The 15,210-nt window shown below is 65.3% G+C and carries 13 protein-coding genes; 8 read left to right on the forward strand and 5 right to left on the reverse strand.

Going from position 1 to position 15,210, the window contains the following annotated elements; genetic code table 11:
- Nucleotides 1–136: 136 nt before the first annotated feature.
- The 7 genes from KZ491_RS05280 to KZ491_RS05310 are packed head-to-tail and all read left to right on the forward strand — an operon-like array spanning nt 137 to nt 8,059.
- Nucleotides 137–1,171, forward strand: coding sequence for a polysaccharide deacetylase family protein (locus KZ491_RS05280; RefSeq protein WP_222564849.1), 1,035 nt, complete (start codon nt 137–139; stop codon nt 1,169–1,171).
- Entirely contained in the window at nt 1,168–1,935 is a 768-nt protein-coding gene (locus KZ491_RS05285; RefSeq protein WP_222564850.1) for a J domain-containing protein, read from the forward strand. Before KZ491_RS05280 ends, KZ491_RS05285 begins: the two co-directional genes overlap by 4 nt.
- A 2-nt stretch (nt 1,936–1,937) precedes the next feature.
- Entirely contained in the window at nt 1,938–3,929 is a 1,992-nt protein-coding gene (gene asnB, locus KZ491_RS05290) for an asparagine synthase (glutamine-hydrolyzing) (RefSeq protein WP_222564851.1), read from the forward strand.
- Between the two features lie 19 nt (nt 3,930–3,948).
- The gene (locus KZ491_RS05295; RefSeq protein ID WP_222564852.1) at nt 3,949–4,248 is read left to right on the forward strand and encodes a hypothetical protein; all 300 of its coding nucleotides are present in this window, start codon (nt 3,949–3,951) and stop codon (nt 4,246–4,248) included.
- A 29-nt stretch (nt 4,249–4,277) separates the two neighbouring features.
- On the forward strand, nt 4,278–5,990 hold the full coding sequence (locus KZ491_RS05300; protein WP_222564853.1) for an HAD-IIIC family phosphatase: 1,713 nt from the start codon (nt 4,278–4,280) through the stop codon (nt 5,988–5,990).
- Nucleotides 5,987–6,937: a polysaccharide deacetylase family protein gene (locus tag KZ491_RS05305; protein ID WP_222564854.1), complete on the forward strand. Its 951-nt coding sequence runs from the start codon at nt 5,987–5,989 to the stop codon at nt 6,935–6,937. Before KZ491_RS05300 ends, KZ491_RS05305 begins: the two co-directional genes overlap by 4 nt.
- Before the next feature lie 9 nt (nt 6,938–6,946).
- Entirely contained in the window at nt 6,947–8,059 is a 1,113-nt protein-coding gene (locus KZ491_RS05310; protein ID WP_222564855.1) for a hypothetical protein, read from the forward strand.
- Between the two features lie 20 nt (nt 8,060–8,079).
- Here KZ491_RS05310 and KZ491_RS05315 read toward each other — a convergent pair whose 3' ends face one another.
- Genes KZ491_RS05315 through KZ491_RS05325 form a run of 3 tightly spaced genes read right to left on the reverse strand, consistent with a single transcriptional unit; the run spans nt 8,080 to nt 11,369 of the window.
- Nucleotides 8,080–9,651 (reverse strand): class I adenylate-forming enzyme family protein, encoded by a 1,572-nt coding sequence (locus KZ491_RS05315; protein WP_222564856.1) that lies wholly within the window; start codon nt 9,649–9,651, stop codon nt 8,080–8,082.
- The gene (locus tag KZ491_RS12725) at nt 9,648–9,914 is read right to left on the reverse strand and encodes an acyl carrier protein (protein WP_222564857.1); all 267 of its coding nucleotides are present in this window, start codon (nt 9,912–9,914) and stop codon (nt 9,648–9,650) included. The genes KZ491_RS05315 and KZ491_RS12725 overlap by 4 nt, the downstream gene beginning before the upstream one ends.
- 60 nt (nt 9,915–9,974) lie before the next feature.
- Nucleotides 9,975–11,369, reverse strand: coding sequence for a TIGR03013 family XrtA/PEP-CTERM system glycosyltransferase (locus tag KZ491_RS05325; protein WP_222564858.1), 1,395 nt, complete (start codon nt 11,367–11,369; stop codon nt 9,975–9,977).
- Between the two features lie 87 nt (nt 11,370–11,456).
- Here KZ491_RS05325 and KZ491_RS05330 point away from each other — a divergent pair, with 87 nt between their 5' ends.
- Complete coding sequence (locus KZ491_RS05330; RefSeq protein ID WP_343225557.1) at nt 11,457–13,202, forward strand: GMC oxidoreductase; 1,746 nt, start codon at nt 11,457–11,459, stop codon at nt 13,200–13,202.
- Nucleotides 13,203–13,269: 67 nt separating this feature from the next.
- Here KZ491_RS05330 and KZ491_RS05335 read toward each other — a convergent pair whose 3' ends face one another.
- Both KZ491_RS05335 and KZ491_RS05340 read right to left on the reverse strand, forming a co-directional pair.
- Entirely contained in the window at nt 13,270–13,659 is a 390-nt protein-coding gene (locus KZ491_RS05335) for a DUF302 domain-containing protein (protein WP_222564859.1), read from the reverse strand.
- A gap of 38 nt (nt 13,660–13,697) precedes the next feature.
- Nucleotides 13,698–15,026, reverse strand: coding sequence for an NAD(P)/FAD-dependent oxidoreductase (locus KZ491_RS05340; protein ID WP_343225558.1), 1,329 nt, complete (start codon nt 15,024–15,026; stop codon nt 13,698–13,700).
- Nucleotides 15,027–15,210: the final 184 nt, after the last annotated feature.

Genomic DNA, 15,210 nt, shown 5'->3' on the forward strand with positions numbered 1-15,210 from the left:
TCCCGGCCTCGCCCGGCCGCGTGCGTGTCACAGGCGAGCAGCGGTTGCCGGTATCCCTGCGTTTCGCCGTTGTTCTCCATGACGACAATCCAATTCGCAACAGACCCGGACCGTCGCGCATGGCCTAGAGGGTGAAATGGGGAAGAAGACAAAGACGGCAAGACTGCTTGCGGCACCCGGCCTGCGCCGGGTGTTGTCGACTGCGCTTCCGTGGGAGGGGGTGCTCATCCTCAACTACCATCGGGTGGGCGATGGCAGCCGGTCGATCCACGACCGCGATCTATGGAGCGCGTCCAGCGAGGCGTTCGACGCCCAGCTGGCGTTCCTCAAGACCCACAGTGACGTCATCGGGCTGGACGACATAGAGTCCGCGCTTTCGCGGCGGGGCAGCCGCCATGTCGCAATCACCTTTGACGACGGCTATCTGGACAACTACGAGCTGGCCTACCCGCTGCTGCGCAAGCATCGTCTTCCCGCTGCCTTTTTCATCGCTACCGGGTTCATCGACGAGCCCTGCCTGCCGTGGTGGGATGAGATCGCCATGCTGGTCCGCACCACCACCGTGGGACAGCTGGATCTTCCCGAATGGATACCCGGTCCGCTGCTGCTGCGCCCCGGCGAGCGTGCCGGCGTGATCCGTGCATTGCTCAGCGCCTACAAGGCGGCGCCTGGCGAGGAGGCGGCCCGCTTGCTCGACAGCCTGCGCGAACAGGCGCGGTGCGGATCCAACGTCGCGCCCGTCGCAAAGCACTGGATGGACTGGAAGATGATCCGCGACATGGCCGCAAACGGCATGACCATCGGCGGCCACACCGTCCACCATCCTGTCCTGTCCCGACGCTCGCTGGCGCAACAGCGCGCGGAAATCTCCGGCTGCGCGGCGCGGCTGCGTGCGGAACTGGGCCAAACGATGGACTACTTCGCCTACCCGGTTGGCAGCCCGGACGCATTTGATGAGCGCACCCGTCAGTGCCTGCAGGACGCCGGCGTACGACTGGCGTTCTCCTACTACGGCGGAATCGCCACCCGCAACTCGCCCCGCTACGACATCCCGCGGGTCGCCGTCGCGGCACGGATGGAAAACCACCTGTTCCGGGCGATGGCGGCACTTCCCCAGTTTTTCTGCCGCAGGAGCGATGGCCTCGCGGAAAGTGTGGAACCATCGCTATGAACTGCGATACGGACTTCCTGCAGCTGTATCGGCAGTTGCGAATACAGCCCGGCTGCAGCCTGCCGGCGTTCAAGCAGGCCTACCGACGGCGGGTGCGTGAACTGCATCCGGACCGGATGTCGGGCGCACAGGACAGTTCGGAAAGGCTCAAGGAATTGAACCTGGACTACGCAGCGGCACTCGCGTTCCATCGGCACTATGGCCGGCTTCCCGGAGCGGTTCCCGAATCACGGGCGCGTTTTTCCCCGCCACCACCCAGGTCCGAGCGAACGGTGCAAATCCGCCGGCGTCCACGGTCTTCGATTCCCTACGACCCGCCCAACCGCTGGCTTTTGCTGGTGTTCAGCCTGGTGGCGGTCATTCCGCTGTACACCCTGCTCCCCAGCCAGGGCATCGACGCCACCAGGACCGCACCTGAGGCATCCGTCGCTTTCGGCAATCCGGCGGGAATCGCGCCGACCTTCATCGAGCTGGGCATGGAACCAGACAGCGTCTCTGCGCTTCTGGGTCCGCCGGTCATCAACGCCGACGATGCGGAGCACTGGTTCTACGGGCCTTCCTGGATCCGTTTCGAGTGCGGCGAGGTGGTGGAATGGCACAGCTCGGTGCTGCGTCCGCTGCCGGTAGCCGATTCGCGCCGGGCTTCCCTGACCCGGGATCGCCCGCCCGAGCGGCGGGCCAGGCGGTGCACGGCAAAGCCGCGGCGTGCCTCCAGCTCCCGACCGGCCGACGCACTCGTCGCGCCTCGCTCCGGGGTCGCCTGAGCATGTGCGGCCTGGCCGGATACCTCGGTCACCCGGCGGGCATCGGGGAGGAGCGCGCGACCCTCGAGGCGATGATCGGCACGCTGCGGCACCGCGGGCCGGACGGATTCGGCTTCCATCTGGATGCGGGCATCGGCCTCGCCCACGCCCGCCTGTCGATCATCGACATGGCCACCGGCGCGCAGCCGATCCACAACCCCGGACGCACCGTGTGGACCGTGTTCAACGGCGAGATCTTCAACTACCTCGAGCTGCGCGAGGAGCTGGAAGCAAAGGGGCATCGCTTCTACACCCGCTCCGACACCGAAGTGATCGTGCATCTCTACGACCGCTACGGCGATGACTTCGTCCAGCATCTCAACGGCCAGTTCGCCATCGCGCTGTGGGACGCAACGCGGCAGCGACTGGTCCTCGCCCGCGACCGCTTCGGCATCCGCCCGCTGTACTACACCCGGGCCCGCAACGCGCTGTGGTTCGCCTCCGAGATGAAGGCGCTGTTCGCCGCCGTCCCGGAGCAAGCGCGGCTGTGCCCGCGCGGCTTGATCCAGACCTTCAGCTACTGGGCGCCACTGGATCCCGATACCGCCTACGAGGACGTCTACAGCCTGCCGCCGGGCCATCTGATGACCGTCGAAGCGGACGGTCGCAACACCGTTCGCCGCTACTGGGACTGGGATTTCCCGGATGCCCGGCAAGCCGGTAAGCCGCCCGAATGGCGAAACATCGATGAGGCTGCAGCGGAGCTGCGCGAGCGTCTGATCGCCGCCATCCGCCTGCAGTTGCGCGCGGACGTCCCGGTCGGCGCCTATCTCAGCGGTGGTCTGGACTCCTCGGGCATCGTCGCCCTGATCCGCACCTTCACCGACACCCCGGTGCGCACCTTCTCGGTCGCCTTCGACCAGCCCGAGTTCGACGAGAGCGCCCATCAACAGGCGATGGTGCGCCACCTGGGCACCGAGCACAGCACGCTTCGCGTGGGCGCGGCTGACATCGGCGCGGCGTTCCCGCGCTTCGTGGCCCACACCGAGACCCCGGTCCTGCGCACCGCCGGCGTACCGTTGATGCTGCTCGCCAAAATGGTCCGCGAGCAGTGCTACAAGGTGGTGCTTACCGGCGAAGGTGCCGATGAGGTGTTCGGCGGCTACGACCTGTTCAAGGAAGCCAAGGTGCGTCGATTCTGGGCCCGTCAGCCGGAATCCAGATTGCGTCCCAGGCTGCTCGGTCGTCTGTACGGCTATCTGGAAAACTCCCCCGCGGCCAACCCGGCCCTGGCAGCGGCGTTCTTCGGCCAGGGACTGCAGCACATTGATCGCCCCGTGTTTGCCCACGTTCCGCGATGGACCACCTCGCAAAGGGCGCTGTCCTTCCTGTCGCCCGAGCTGCGTGCCGCTGCCGGGAACTGGGATGCCCTCGCCTTCGCCGAATCCCACCTGCCGGAAAACATCATGGACTGGGCTCCGCTCGCCCGCGACCAGTACGTGGAGGCCAAGACCCTGCTCGCCGGCTACCTCCTTTCCAGCCAGGGCGATCGAGCGGCAACCGCGCATTCCATCGAAGGCCGCTTTCCGTACCTGGACCACACCGTGGTCGAGTTTGCCAACCGCCTGCCACCGGCGTGGAAGATCCAGGGGCTCACCGAGAAGGCCATCCTGCGCAAGGCACTGGGCGACCTGCTCCCCGCCGATATCGCGTCGCGCACCAAACAGCCCTACCGCGCACCCGACAGCCAGAGCTTCTTCGTCAACGGCCAGCCACTGGACTATGTCCAGGCGCTGTTCGACCCGGCCCATCTGCGCGCCACGGGTTTGTTCGATAGCGCCGCAGTGTCGCGGCTGTTTGCCAAGGCGCGCGCGGGCAAGGTCACCGGCTTCGCCGACAACCAGGCCTTCGTCGGCATCCTGTCGACTCTGCTGCTGGACCAGCAGCGGCCACGCGGTCACGAACCCGAGTGGAAGCCGCAAAACGATCGTTCCCACTACCCACTAACCGCGTGAAACCACCATGACGACCACAATGACACACAGGGATTCCATCGTTGATCTGCTGCATCGCGCGATCGATTCGATCAACGCGCAACTGCCGACTGCAAAGAAGATGGCGAAGTCCCCGGACTTCCCGCTTATCGGCCCCCACAGCAGCGTCGAGTCGCTGACCCTGATGAGCTTCATCGTGGATGCCGAGGAGCGGATCCACGACGAGCTTGGGGTCGAATTGGTGCTCTCGGACCACATCGGGCTGCCGCTGGAGCAAAACCCGTTCAGGACGCTGGACAGCCTCGCCAGCGACCTTGCCATGCGGCTCGATCCGCGTTGACCGGCAGGCAAGGGAGCAAACGACCAGCCATGCCCGACCAGACCGCCCAGGCCACCCACTGCCAGGTGATATCGGACTTCAATGCCCAGATTCTCGTGAACTACCTGGAGGCAGGGTCGCTGGGACCGGAACTTACCGCCGCTGCCGCCCCTTTCGGCCAGGTTGCGCAGACGCTGCGGGATCCCGACAGTCCGGCCTGGCATCCCATGCCCGATTGCACGGTGCTGTGGACACAGCCGCAAGCCGTGGTTCCGTTGTTTTCGGAGGTGTTGAGCTTCGGCGATTTCAGCACCCCGGACCTGCTCGCCCAGGTGGACGAATACGCGGCCCTGGTGGCGCGCGCCGCAGAGCGCAGCAGGATGGTCCTGGTTCCCACCTGGGCGGCGCCCGCGGCGGACCGGGGCTGGGGAATGCTTGATTACCGCAGCGACCTGGGTATCCAGGCCGCACTGCTCCGCATGAACCTGCGTCTGGCTGAGCGCCTGGAGGCGCACGGCAACGTCTACGTCCTTGATACGCAACGATGGTTGCTTGCCGCCGGGCCACGGGCACATGCGCCAAAGCTCTGGTTCATGGGCAAGGTGCCGTTCGGCAACGAGGTGTTCGCCGAGGCCGCACGCGACGTTGCCGCCGCAATCACCGCCCTTCGCGGTGGCACGCGCAAATTGATCGTGGTCGATCTGGACAACACCCTGTGGGGCGGCGTCGTCGGAGACATTGGCTGGGAGAATCTGCTCCTGGGCGGCCATGACCAGGCCGGTGAGGCGTTCGTGGAGTTCCAGCAGGCGCTCAAGGCCATGACCCGGCGCGGCATCGTTCTGGCCATCGCCAGCAAGAACACCGAAGCTGTGGCGCTGGAAGCCATACGAAGTCATCCCGAGATGTGCCTGCGGGCGGAGGACTTTGCCGGGTGGCGGATCAACTGGCAGGACAAGGCGCAGAACATCGCCGATCTCGCCAGCGAACTGCAGATCGGCCTGCAGTCGGTCGTGTTCCTGGACGACAACCCGGTGGAACGCGAGCGCGTACGCTTGGCCCTGCCCGAGGTCCTGGTGCCCGAGTGGCCCAAGGACCCGATGCTGTACGCGCAGGCCCTGCGCAAGCTGAACTGCTTCGATGTCCTGCAGCGGACCGGGGAGGATTCGGTGCGGACCGGTTTCTACCAGGCCCAGCGGCACCGACAAGCGGAGCGACTGGAAGCCGGCGACCTCGAGGCCTGGCTGGAGGGCCTTGCCACCACGGTCGTGGTCGAGCCGGTATCAAGCGCCAACCTGACCCGGGTCGTCCAGCTGCTCAACAAGACCAACCAGATGAACCTGCGCACCCGCCGCCTGACCGAGCACGAAGCCCGGCAATGGACCGCGCAACCGGGTAACCACATGTGGGCGTTCCGCGTCAGCGACCGCCTGGGTGATTCGGGCATCACCGGGATCGCCGGTGTCTCGATCGACGGCGACACCTGCACGGTGGCCGACTACGTCCTCAGCTGCAGGGTCATGGGCAGGAAGCTGGAGGAAACGCTGCTCGCGTGGATCGTCGACCGGGCGCGGGAGATGGGGGCACGCGAAGTGGTCATGGAAGTGCTGCCGACCGCCAAAAATGCCCCGTGCCTCGAGTTCCTGCGCCGGTCCGGGCTGGACGGTCACGCCGAGCCGCGTTTTGCGTTTTCCACCACCCATGCCTACCCGCTCCCCAAGGCGATCACCCTCGTCCGGGGCAACCCGCAGGACGTGCAGCTATGAACACGGAAGCCGCACTCGCACAGGTCCGGTGGCCGGACGGATACCGCTTCGCTTTTAGTATTTTCGATGACACCGATCGGAGCACGCTAGACAACGCGCCGCCCATATATGCGTTGTTGCGCGACCTGGGAATGCGAACCACCAAGTCGGTGTGGCCACTGCCGGGCACGCGTGCGCCCAGCGTCGTCGGCGGCTCGACCTGCGGCGATCCCGCCTATCTGGCCTGGGTGCAGCAGTTGCAGCGCGAAGGCTTCGAAATCGGACTGCACAACGTCACCTTCCACAGCTCCACACGGGAGGAAGTGCGCACCGGCCTGGAACGGTTTGCGGAATTCTTCGGCCATCCGCCCCGGTCCCTGGCCACCCACACCGACTGCCGCGATGGCATGTACTGGGGCAATGCGCGCGTCAGCAACAGCCACCGCCTGCTGTACGACGTCCTGACGCGCTTTCGCCAGCGCGATTTCGGCGGCCATGTCGACGGCGGCCCCCACTTCTGGGGCGACCTTTGCCAGGCGCAGGTGGACTACGTCCGCAACTTCACCTTTCCCGGATTGAACACCCTCAAATCGTGCCCTTGGATGCCCTATTTCGATCCCGACCGCCCTTGGGCAAACGCATGGTTCGCCTCCTCGGAAGGCGCGGATTGCACGCGGTTCAACAACGCCCTCTCGGAGGCCGCGCAGGACGAACTGGTGGAGGAAGGCGGCGCGTGCATCATGTACACGCATTTCGGCAAGGGGTTCTGCACGGACGGCGCCATCAACCGCCGCTTCGTTGAACTGATGACCCGGCTGTCAGCGCGGGGCGGCTGGTTCGTCCCGGTCTCTTCCCTGCTCGACCACATCGCCGCCACCCGCGGCGGTGTCCATCCCTTGGCGCGGCACGAGCGCGGCCGGCTTGAGCGTCGCTGGCTGGCGCACAAGCTCGCCCACGGCACGTCCTGAGGTCTGCGGGTGGCTATCGAATCCTACGGCGAGCACCACGAGGCGGCGGTCGCCTGCTTCAACCAGCGCATGCGCGCGGGCGGCTCGGCATTCAAGTTCCCGGCCTCGTGCGACATTCCCTGGCCGCCGAAGTCCCCCGGCCGGCCGACCTACATGGAGGGCTTCGTGGCGCTTGACGGCGATGTCGTGCGCGGCGGCTACCTGATCAAGCACCAGCCCTTCGCACTCAACGGCACCGTGGTGGAAGACCTCAAGAACCTCCAGCTGCCCTTGTCGGAGGGAAGCATCGATACCGCGTTCAGTGGCGTGAGCATCGAGATCCTGACCAACGCGATGCGGCGTCACCGGAAGCTGTACGCGCTGGGCATGGGAGGGATCCACACCCCGCTCCCCACCGTGCTGGCAAGCATGGGCTGGAGCGCCGAGCTGGTGCCGTTCTTCTTTCGGGTGGTGCGGCCGCCGGCGTTCCTGCGCAACATCCGCACCCTGCGGGTCACCAACGCACGGCGAAAGGCTCTGGACGTTGCCGCGGCCACCGGGGTTGCGGGGATCGGCATCAAGCTGTTGCACAGTGCCCTGGCGAGATCGGCCTGGAGATTCCGGGCGGTCAAGGTGGATGTTGTGGAGCGGTTCGACGACTGGGCCGACGCAATCTGGCGGTCCGCGCTGGACAGTTACGCATTGATCGCCCTGCGCGATGCGGACGGCTTGAACACCCTGTACCCCACGACCAACCCGAAGCCGATCCGTCTGCGGGTGTCACGTGCAGGCCGCGACCTCGGCTGGGCCGTCGTTTTCGATACGCGCCTGGTCAACCACAAGCAGTTCGACAACATGCGGCTGGGAACCATCGTCGACTGCCTCGCCCTCCCGGGAGAAGAAGCTGCGGTGGTCTGCGCCGCCACCCGCCATCTGCGGGCACGTGGCGTCGACCTGATCGTCAGCAACCAGTCCCACGCGGCATGGTGCAAAGCACTACGTGGCAGCGGATTTCTGCCCGGTCCGTCCAACTACGGGTTCATGGCGTCCAAGGCGCTGGCATCCGCGCTGTCGCCCTGGAAGGAAAACCTCAGTCGTGTGCACATGACTCGTGGCGACGGTGACGGTCCCATCCACATCTGAGCGCCTTCCGTTGCGCCCTGCTAGTCCACTTCCGCCGATAGGGCGCGACCTTCGGCTTCGGCCTGCAGCACGCTGCGGCGGATCTTGCCGGTGCCCGTCTTGGGCAGCGCATCGCGGAACTCCACCTCGCGCGGCACCATGAACTCCTCCAGATGGGCCCGGCAGTGGCCAATGACCGCTCGCGCATCCATGCCAGGCTGGTCGGTGACCACGATCGCCTTCAGCGATTGGCCGAGCATTTCGTCCGGCACGCCGACCAGGGCGGCTTCGCGGATGCCCGGCATCGCGTAGAGCACGTTCTCCACCTCCTTCGGGCTGACCTTCTCGCCGCGCGACTTCAGGATCTCGTCCTTGCGACCCACGAAGTACAGGAATCCCTCGTCATCCATGCGGAACAGGTCACCGGTGTGCAGGACCTTCTCCCATGGGTAGCGCCCCGGCTTGAGCACCTTGGCCGTCGCCTCCTCGTTGTTCCAGTAGCCCTTCATCACGTGGCCGCCGCGCACGACCAGCTCACCGACCACGCCGGGCGGCACGGCATCGCCCCGGTCATCGGCCACCCACGCCTGCGTTCCCGGGATCGCGATACCCACGCTGTCGGGCCGGATGGCCAGCTGCTCCGGTGGCAGCCAGGTGCAGCGCTTGGACTCGGTCATGCCGTACATCGAGTAGATGCGCGCCTGCGGGAAGACGTCCTGAAGCTGGAGGATATGGGACGGGGGCAGCGCTGCAGCCGTGTTGGTCAGGAAGCGTACGCTGCGCGCCCATTCGGGATTGAAGTTGCGCAGCTGCACGATCAGCGCCGCCATCGTCGGCACCAGTGGAAAGCCGGTGACCCGCCGCGACGCGAGCAGCGGCAGCACCTTTTGCGGAAACGCGAACGACTTCTCCAGCACCAGCGTCGCGCCCATCTTCACGCACATCAGCAGTTGGTACAGACCGTAGTCGAACGACAGCGGCAGCACGCTCAGGACCACGTCATCGCTGCGCGCCTGCAGGTAGGTGGTGATGGACGTCGCCGCATGCTCGATGTTGGCGTGCGTCATCATCACTCCCTTGGGGCGGCCGGTGGAGCCGGAGGTGTAGACCAGCATCGCCAGGTCGATGTCGATGCCAACCGGCGCGGGGGCGCGGTTCGGCGCCGACGCCAGAAAATCCTCGTAATCCACCACCTCCGCCGGAAGCTCCACTCCGGACTCGTTGACCACCACCACCTTGCGCACACTGGGTGCCTGGCGGGCTGCCTCCAACGCAACGCGAACCAGACTGGCCTGGGTGACCAGCACCGATGCCTCGCAATCCGCCAGCACGAAGGCGAGCTTGTCGGTCTTGGTGGTCGGATTGATGAGGCAGAAGACACCGCCGGCCTTGAGCGTGCCAAACACGCCGACCGCGGCCTCGATGCGGTTGTCCATGAACACTACACAGCGCTCGCCGTCGACCAGACCCGCCCGACTGACAAGTGCGGCGGCGAACCGTTCCGACGCCAGCTCAAGCCGGGTGTAACTGACCTCGTGCTCGCCGCAGATGATTGCCGTCTTGTCGGGATGATCGCGCGCCGCATCGGCGAGATGGACTTCGTAACGACTCATCCAGCCACGCTCATCTCGGCCAGCTTGCGCTCCACGTAGCGCGCCAGGTTGGCGATGCTGTCCATGTTCTCGGGGATGACGTCCTCGTCATCGACGATGATGCTGAACTCCTCCTCCAGCCAGGTGACCATCACCAGCACGCCCATCGAATCCATCACCCCGGTCTCGATCAGGCTTTGGGTGGTCGAGTACTCCTCACCCGGCACCGCCGGAGGGAACGACATGTACACGAATTGTTCAACGCGAGTTTCGGTGTCTTCCACGCACGATTCCTTGTCAGTTTTCGGGTTGGCTCATTTACCGCGGTGGCCGGCGCGTTTCCGCTAGCGCGCGCCGCGCCGGAACAGCACCACTTCCACGGTCTGCAGCATGATCATCAGGTCGAACAACAGGCCCTGGTTCTTGACGTAGAACAGGTCGAACTTGAGCTTCTCGCCCGCGTCGTGCACCGAGGCGCCGTACGGGTAACGCAGCTGGGCCCAACCGGTCAGACCGGGCTTGACCGAATGCCGGACCGCGTAATAACGAAGCTGCTCGTCCAGTTGGGCGACGAATTGCGGGCGTTCCGGGCGTGGGCCGACAAAGCTCATGTCGCCGCGCAGGACGTTGAACAGTTGCGGCAACTCGTCCAGGCGCGTGAGGCGGATAAACGCACCCACCCGCGTGACCCGGTTGTCGTTGGTGGAGGCCCAACGGGCGACGCCATCGGCCTCGGCATCGGTGCGCATGCTGCGGAACTTGGCCAGCTCGAAGCTGCGCCCGCCCTCACCCACCCGGGATTGCCGATAGAGGATCGGCGATCCCGATTCCAGCCACACGCACAGCGCCACGACGAGCATCGCCGGCCAGGCCACCAGCAACAGCGCACTGGCCGCGAGCAGGTCGAAGAAGCGCTTGCTCAGCCGTCGCGGGAGCGAGTGGTCAAACCCACCGGAGAAGATCAAAGAAGACGGATCGACCACATTCAAGTTCAGCAAGCCCGCCTCGCGCTCGAAGAAGTCCGGCAATGCGGTCAGCCGCACGCCACGCTGCGCGCAGGCCAGCATGTCCTCCATCGGCAAGCCACCGCGGCGCTCGTCCGGGGCGATCACGATCTCGTGGACGTTGCGCGCGCGCACCGTTTCCCACAGCGGTTCGCCGCAGGCCACCCGCATCGCCTCCGGCACCACCGCCGGTTGGCCGGGCAAAGGGACAAAGCCCTCGATGGTGAAGGACTCGCGGTCGCTGCGCCGGCGCATGCAGGTGTTGATCAACTGGGCGTTGTACCCCGCACCCAGCACCAGCACACGCCGTTTGAACAACTCCGCGCCAAACAGGTAGCGGGTGAACATGCGGAAGGCGTAAACGGCGACGACGCCCAGCCCAAGCGCCAGCAACAACACACCGCGCCCGATGTACGCCCGCGGCACCAGGTAATAGACCACCAGAAGCGCGATGCCACCGAACGCGAACGAGGCCATCAGTCGCAGACCAAACTCCTTGCGGTTGAGCCGGCCGTGCTCGCTGTACAGCGCAAAGGCCGCCATCGATGCGGTCAGCACCATCGCCACCAGCAGCGTGCGAAAAGGTGCCGCCTGCACGAACATCGCGCGGCCTTCGGGTTCACCGATAAAGCGCAGCCAGACTGCCGCGTTGACGGAGAGCAGCAGGATCACCAGCTCCATCAGCCACAGCCCACGGATCAACCGCCGGGCACGACTCGCCGATACGCTTTTCATGATCGTGCTATCCGCTTCATGGCCTGTCCCCCACTGTCCTGTCACACCAGCAACAAACGCCAAGTCCGCCGCGGTGCGGTCACGCACGTGGCACTGGCCGATATCGCCGGCAATCGGCGTTTTAGCCAGAAGACCACACCTTGGGACAACCACTTGATCAGCGATTTCAGGGCCGGAGCGTGTCCGCAACAGGTCGATGCGGATTTGTGCATATTCGGTGCGGGTGCGGCCGGGCTTGCCATCGCCCGTGAATTCCTCGGCACCACGCAGCAGGTCTACGTGATCGAAAGCGGAGGCATGGAAGCGACGGAGCGCAACCAGTCGCTGTACGAGGGCGTGTCAATCGGCAACCCCACCCTGGATCCCGCTACTGGCCGGCTCCGTGTTTTCGGTGGCAGCTGCAGCCTGTGGGGCGGTGGCTGCGTCCCGGTGGAAGGGATGGAGGCGCGCGAGTGGATGGCCAACAGCGGCTGGCCGTTCTCGCACGCCGAGCTGCAGCCTTACTACCTGCAGGCCTGTACGTTCTGCGGCATTGATGGAGCAGACCTCGCCGAAGGCGGGTTCCTCAATCAGCCCCGGATTGCCCCCCTTCCCTTCGACCCCAAGGTGCTGACCAACCACACCTGCATGGTCAGTCCCGTACTGCCGGGCACCACCTACCGTCAGGAGCTCGAGCAGGCGCCCAACATCCGCGTCCTGCTGCATGCCAACCTGCTCGAACTGGAAGCCAATGACGACGGCAGCTCGGTAACTGCGGCACGCATCACGTCCCTCGACGGGCAAACCGCCCGGATCCGCGCCCGCCAGTACGTGCTGGCCTGCGGTGGTATCGAGAACGCCCGCCTGCTGCTGCTGTCCGACTCCGTGGTGCCCAATGGCCTGGGCAACCAGAACGACCTGGTGGGCCGCTACTTCATGGACCACCCCAGCGGCAAATTGGGCACGATCCGCACCGATACGCCCGAGACACTCACACGCCCCTACAACTGGATACCGTCATCCAGCGACGTCCCCTCGCATCCGGAAATCTGCCTGTCTCCGCAAGCCCAGCGGGAACACCGGGTCCTCGGGGCGCGGGTGCGCGCTTTTGCCGTGGAAGAAGTTGTGCCGTCGGGCATCCAGGCACTTCGTGAATTCCGTGCTGCGCTGAAACCCCACCCGCAGGACGAGAGCGCCGAACTGGCCCGTCGTCTATCGACCCGCAACAACGGCGAGCAGTCCATCTTCCACCCCCCGCCCAGCGAGCCCCTGCCACGCCTGGCGCTACGGACGGCCAGGGGCAGCGCCGATATCGTCACCGCACTCATCCGCAAGATGGCGCGAAGGTCCACCGTCGCCAGTACCCGCGTCGACCTGATCGGATTCTTCGAGCAGGCGCCCAACCCGGACAGCAGGATCACGCTTGGCGATGAACTCGATGCACTCGGCCAGCGCAAGGTCTGCGTGGATTGGCGGCTGACCGAACTGGACCACCGCACCCACCGCACTGCAGCGGCCTTGTTTGGCGAGGAGCTCGCCAAGGTGTGTGGCGGCGTTTTCACGATGGAGCCCTGGCTGGAGGGCGACGGCTCGCAGCCCTCGCCACTGGCTGGCACCGCCCATCACCTGGGCACCACCCGCATGGACGACGACCCCAAATGCGGCGTCGTCGATCGCCACTGCCGTGTGCACGGCGTGGACAACCTGCATATTGCCGGCAGCTCGGTATTTCCCGCCGCCGGCTGGGCGTTCCCGACCCTCACCATCGTCGCTCTGGCCATCCGTCTGGCCGAGCGCCTGCAGAGCGCGCTGGCGACGAGCGCACAAGCCGAGCGGGCGAAGGTAAACGCATAACCGGACAGCTCGACCCGCTGCAGGCGACCGCTGCGTTCCAGCCGGGTAAGTAGTCCGCAGACCGGACTCAGAGCGCGTCAATCACGCGACGCAGCCGTTCGCTCACCTCTGCCGCCACGCTGGCCAGGTCGGGATTGTCCACAGCCTGCATCGAAGCCACCGGGTCTACTGCCGCCACCTCGATATCGCCGTTGTCGCGCTGCTGAACGATGACGTTGCACGGCAACATGGTGCCGATCTTTTCCTCGGCGTGCAGTGCCTGCCACGCCATCAGCGGATTGCAGGCACCCAGGATGCGGTAGTTGCGAAAATCCCGGTCGAGTTTCTTCTTCATCGTGGCCTTGACGTCGATCTCGGTCAGGATGCCGAAGCCTTCCTCCTTGAGGGCTTCAGTCACTCGTGTGATCGCGTCTTCGAAGCCCGTATCCGACAGCGTCCTGGAAAAATGGTAGCCCATCGTCCTACTCCTGTTTTTGCGACAGCAAGCCGGTCCGCTCAGCCATCATTCCCGGTGCCGGCCTTGATCCGCTCAATACCCAGCGCCTTCATCACGTACTTCTCGTAGATCGGCTCGGATGTACCGTGGCGCATCTTGTAGAGAAAGTACTTTTCAAAGGCGAGCTTGGCCAGGTGCACCCATTTGCCGATCTTCGTCCACGTTACATTGCGTGGCGGGATCTGCGGCAGGGCGACGAACGCCGCGCCGGTGTCGCCCATGTCGGCCAGGCAGACCGCGTTCCAGGTGGCTTCGAAACCCGCAGGCTTCCCCGCGAGCTCGGCTTCGATGTTACGCACGATCGTGGTGACCATGGACTCGATCATGAAGCCGGTCTTTGGCGCCCCCGTCGGGATCGGAGTGACCTCCACCGGTGGGATCGCCACGCACACGCCCGCCGCGAAGATGTTGGGGTACTTCGGGCTGCGCTGATGCTTGTCGATGATCACGAAACCGCGGGGATTGCACAGTCCTTCCACCCCCGCCACGGCGTCCACGCCCTTGAACGCAGGCAGCAACATCGAGAAACGAAACGGCAGCACGCGCTCGCTCAAGGGCTTGCCCTCGGCATCGTGCTCGACAACGGTCATTTCACCGTCGCGAACTTCCGCTACCTTGGCATTGACGGTCCACTTGATGTGCCGCTGGCGCAGCTCGGACTCCATCAGTCCCTTGGAATCGCCGACCCCACCCAGTCCCATATGGCCGATGTAGGGCTCGCTGCTGACGTAGTGCATCTGTACCCGGTCGCGGAGTTTGCGGCGTCGCAGGTCGGCGTCAAGGATCATGGCAAATTCATAGCCCGGCCCGAAGCAGCTTGCGCCCTGGACTGCGCCCACCACGATCGGCCCCGGGTTCTTCAGGAATTCCTCGTACGCTTCCCACGCTTTCTGCGCGTGGTTGGTGGTGCATACCGACTGCGTGTAGCCGCCTTCCGGCCCGCTGCCGGGTACTTCCTCGAATGCCAGTTTGGGACCAGTGCAGATCAGCAGGTAGTCATAGTCGATCGTCTCGCCGCCGCCGGTAACTACGCGATTGGCGGCGGCGTCGATGCTGGCCGCTCCATCGCCGAAGTAGCGGATGTCATGCTTCCCGACGTACTGGGCAACCGGAACCGTGATGTCATCGCGCTTGCGCCAGCCGACAGCGAGCCATGGGTTCGACGGCGTGAAACCGAATGTCTCCCCTTGCCCGACAAGCGTGATCTCGTGGCTCTTGCCCAAAACGTCGCGCAACTCGTAAGCCGCGCTCATCCCCCCCAATCCCGCTCCTATCACCACGAACCTGGCCATGACGCACTCCTCTGGACGGCGACGCCGGGGTGGCATCGCGATGTCTGAATCGAGCCTGCGGAAGCTTGTGGGGGGGGGTTGCCTGCGGCCCGGCCCTACACCCAAACATTAGCGCCTACTTATATTCGATGCAACTAATATTTGCGGGCAGCGCAGGGTGCGCGTATCGGAGCAACCCAGGAGCGGCGCCGGTTTTCATCGGCGCCCCAGATGACCAGAA

The organism is Novilysobacter antarcticus, from assembly GCF_019802285.1.
Lineage (GTDB): Bacteria > Pseudomonadota > Gammaproteobacteria > Xanthomonadales > Xanthomonadaceae > Novilysobacter > Novilysobacter antarcticus.

Bases quoted from the DNA above. Each gene is read 5' to 3' on its own strand.
- asnB (WP_222564851.1), top strand. From the start codon at position 1,938: ATGTGCGGCCTGGCCGGATACCTCGGTCACCCGGCGGGCATCGGGGAG.
- KZ491_RS05325 (WP_222564858.1), bottom strand. From the start codon at position 11,369: ATGAAAAGCGTATCGGCGAGTCGTGCCCGGCGGTTGATCCGTGGGCTG.
- KZ491_RS05315 (WP_222564856.1), bottom strand. From the start codon at position 9,651: ATGAGTCGTTACGAAGTCCATCTCGCCGATGCGGCGCGCGATCATCCC.
- KZ491_RS05280 (WP_222564849.1), top strand. From the start codon at position 137: ATGGGGAAGAAGACAAAGACGGCAAGACTGCTTGCGGCACCCGGCCTG.
- KZ491_RS05340 (WP_343225558.1), bottom strand. From the start codon at position 15,026: ATGCCACCCCGGCGTCGCCGTCCAGAGGAGTGCGTCATGGCCAGGTTC.
- KZ491_RS05295 (WP_222564852.1), top strand. From the start codon at position 3,949: ATGACACACAGGGATTCCATCGTTGATCTGCTGCATCGCGCGATCGAT.
- KZ491_RS05300 (WP_222564853.1), top strand. From the start codon at position 4,278: ATGCCCGACCAGACCGCCCAGGCCACCCACTGCCAGGTGATATCGGAC.
- KZ491_RS05305 (WP_222564854.1), top strand. From the start codon at position 5,987: ATGAACACGGAAGCCGCACTCGCACAGGTCCGGTGGCCGGACGGATAC.
- KZ491_RS05285 (WP_222564850.1), top strand. From the start codon at position 1,168: ATGAACTGCGATACGGACTTCCTGCAGCTGTATCGGCAGTTGCGAATA.
- KZ491_RS05335 (WP_222564859.1), bottom strand. From the start codon at position 13,659: ATGGGCTACCATTTTTCCAGGACGCTGTCGGATACGGGCTTCGAAGAC.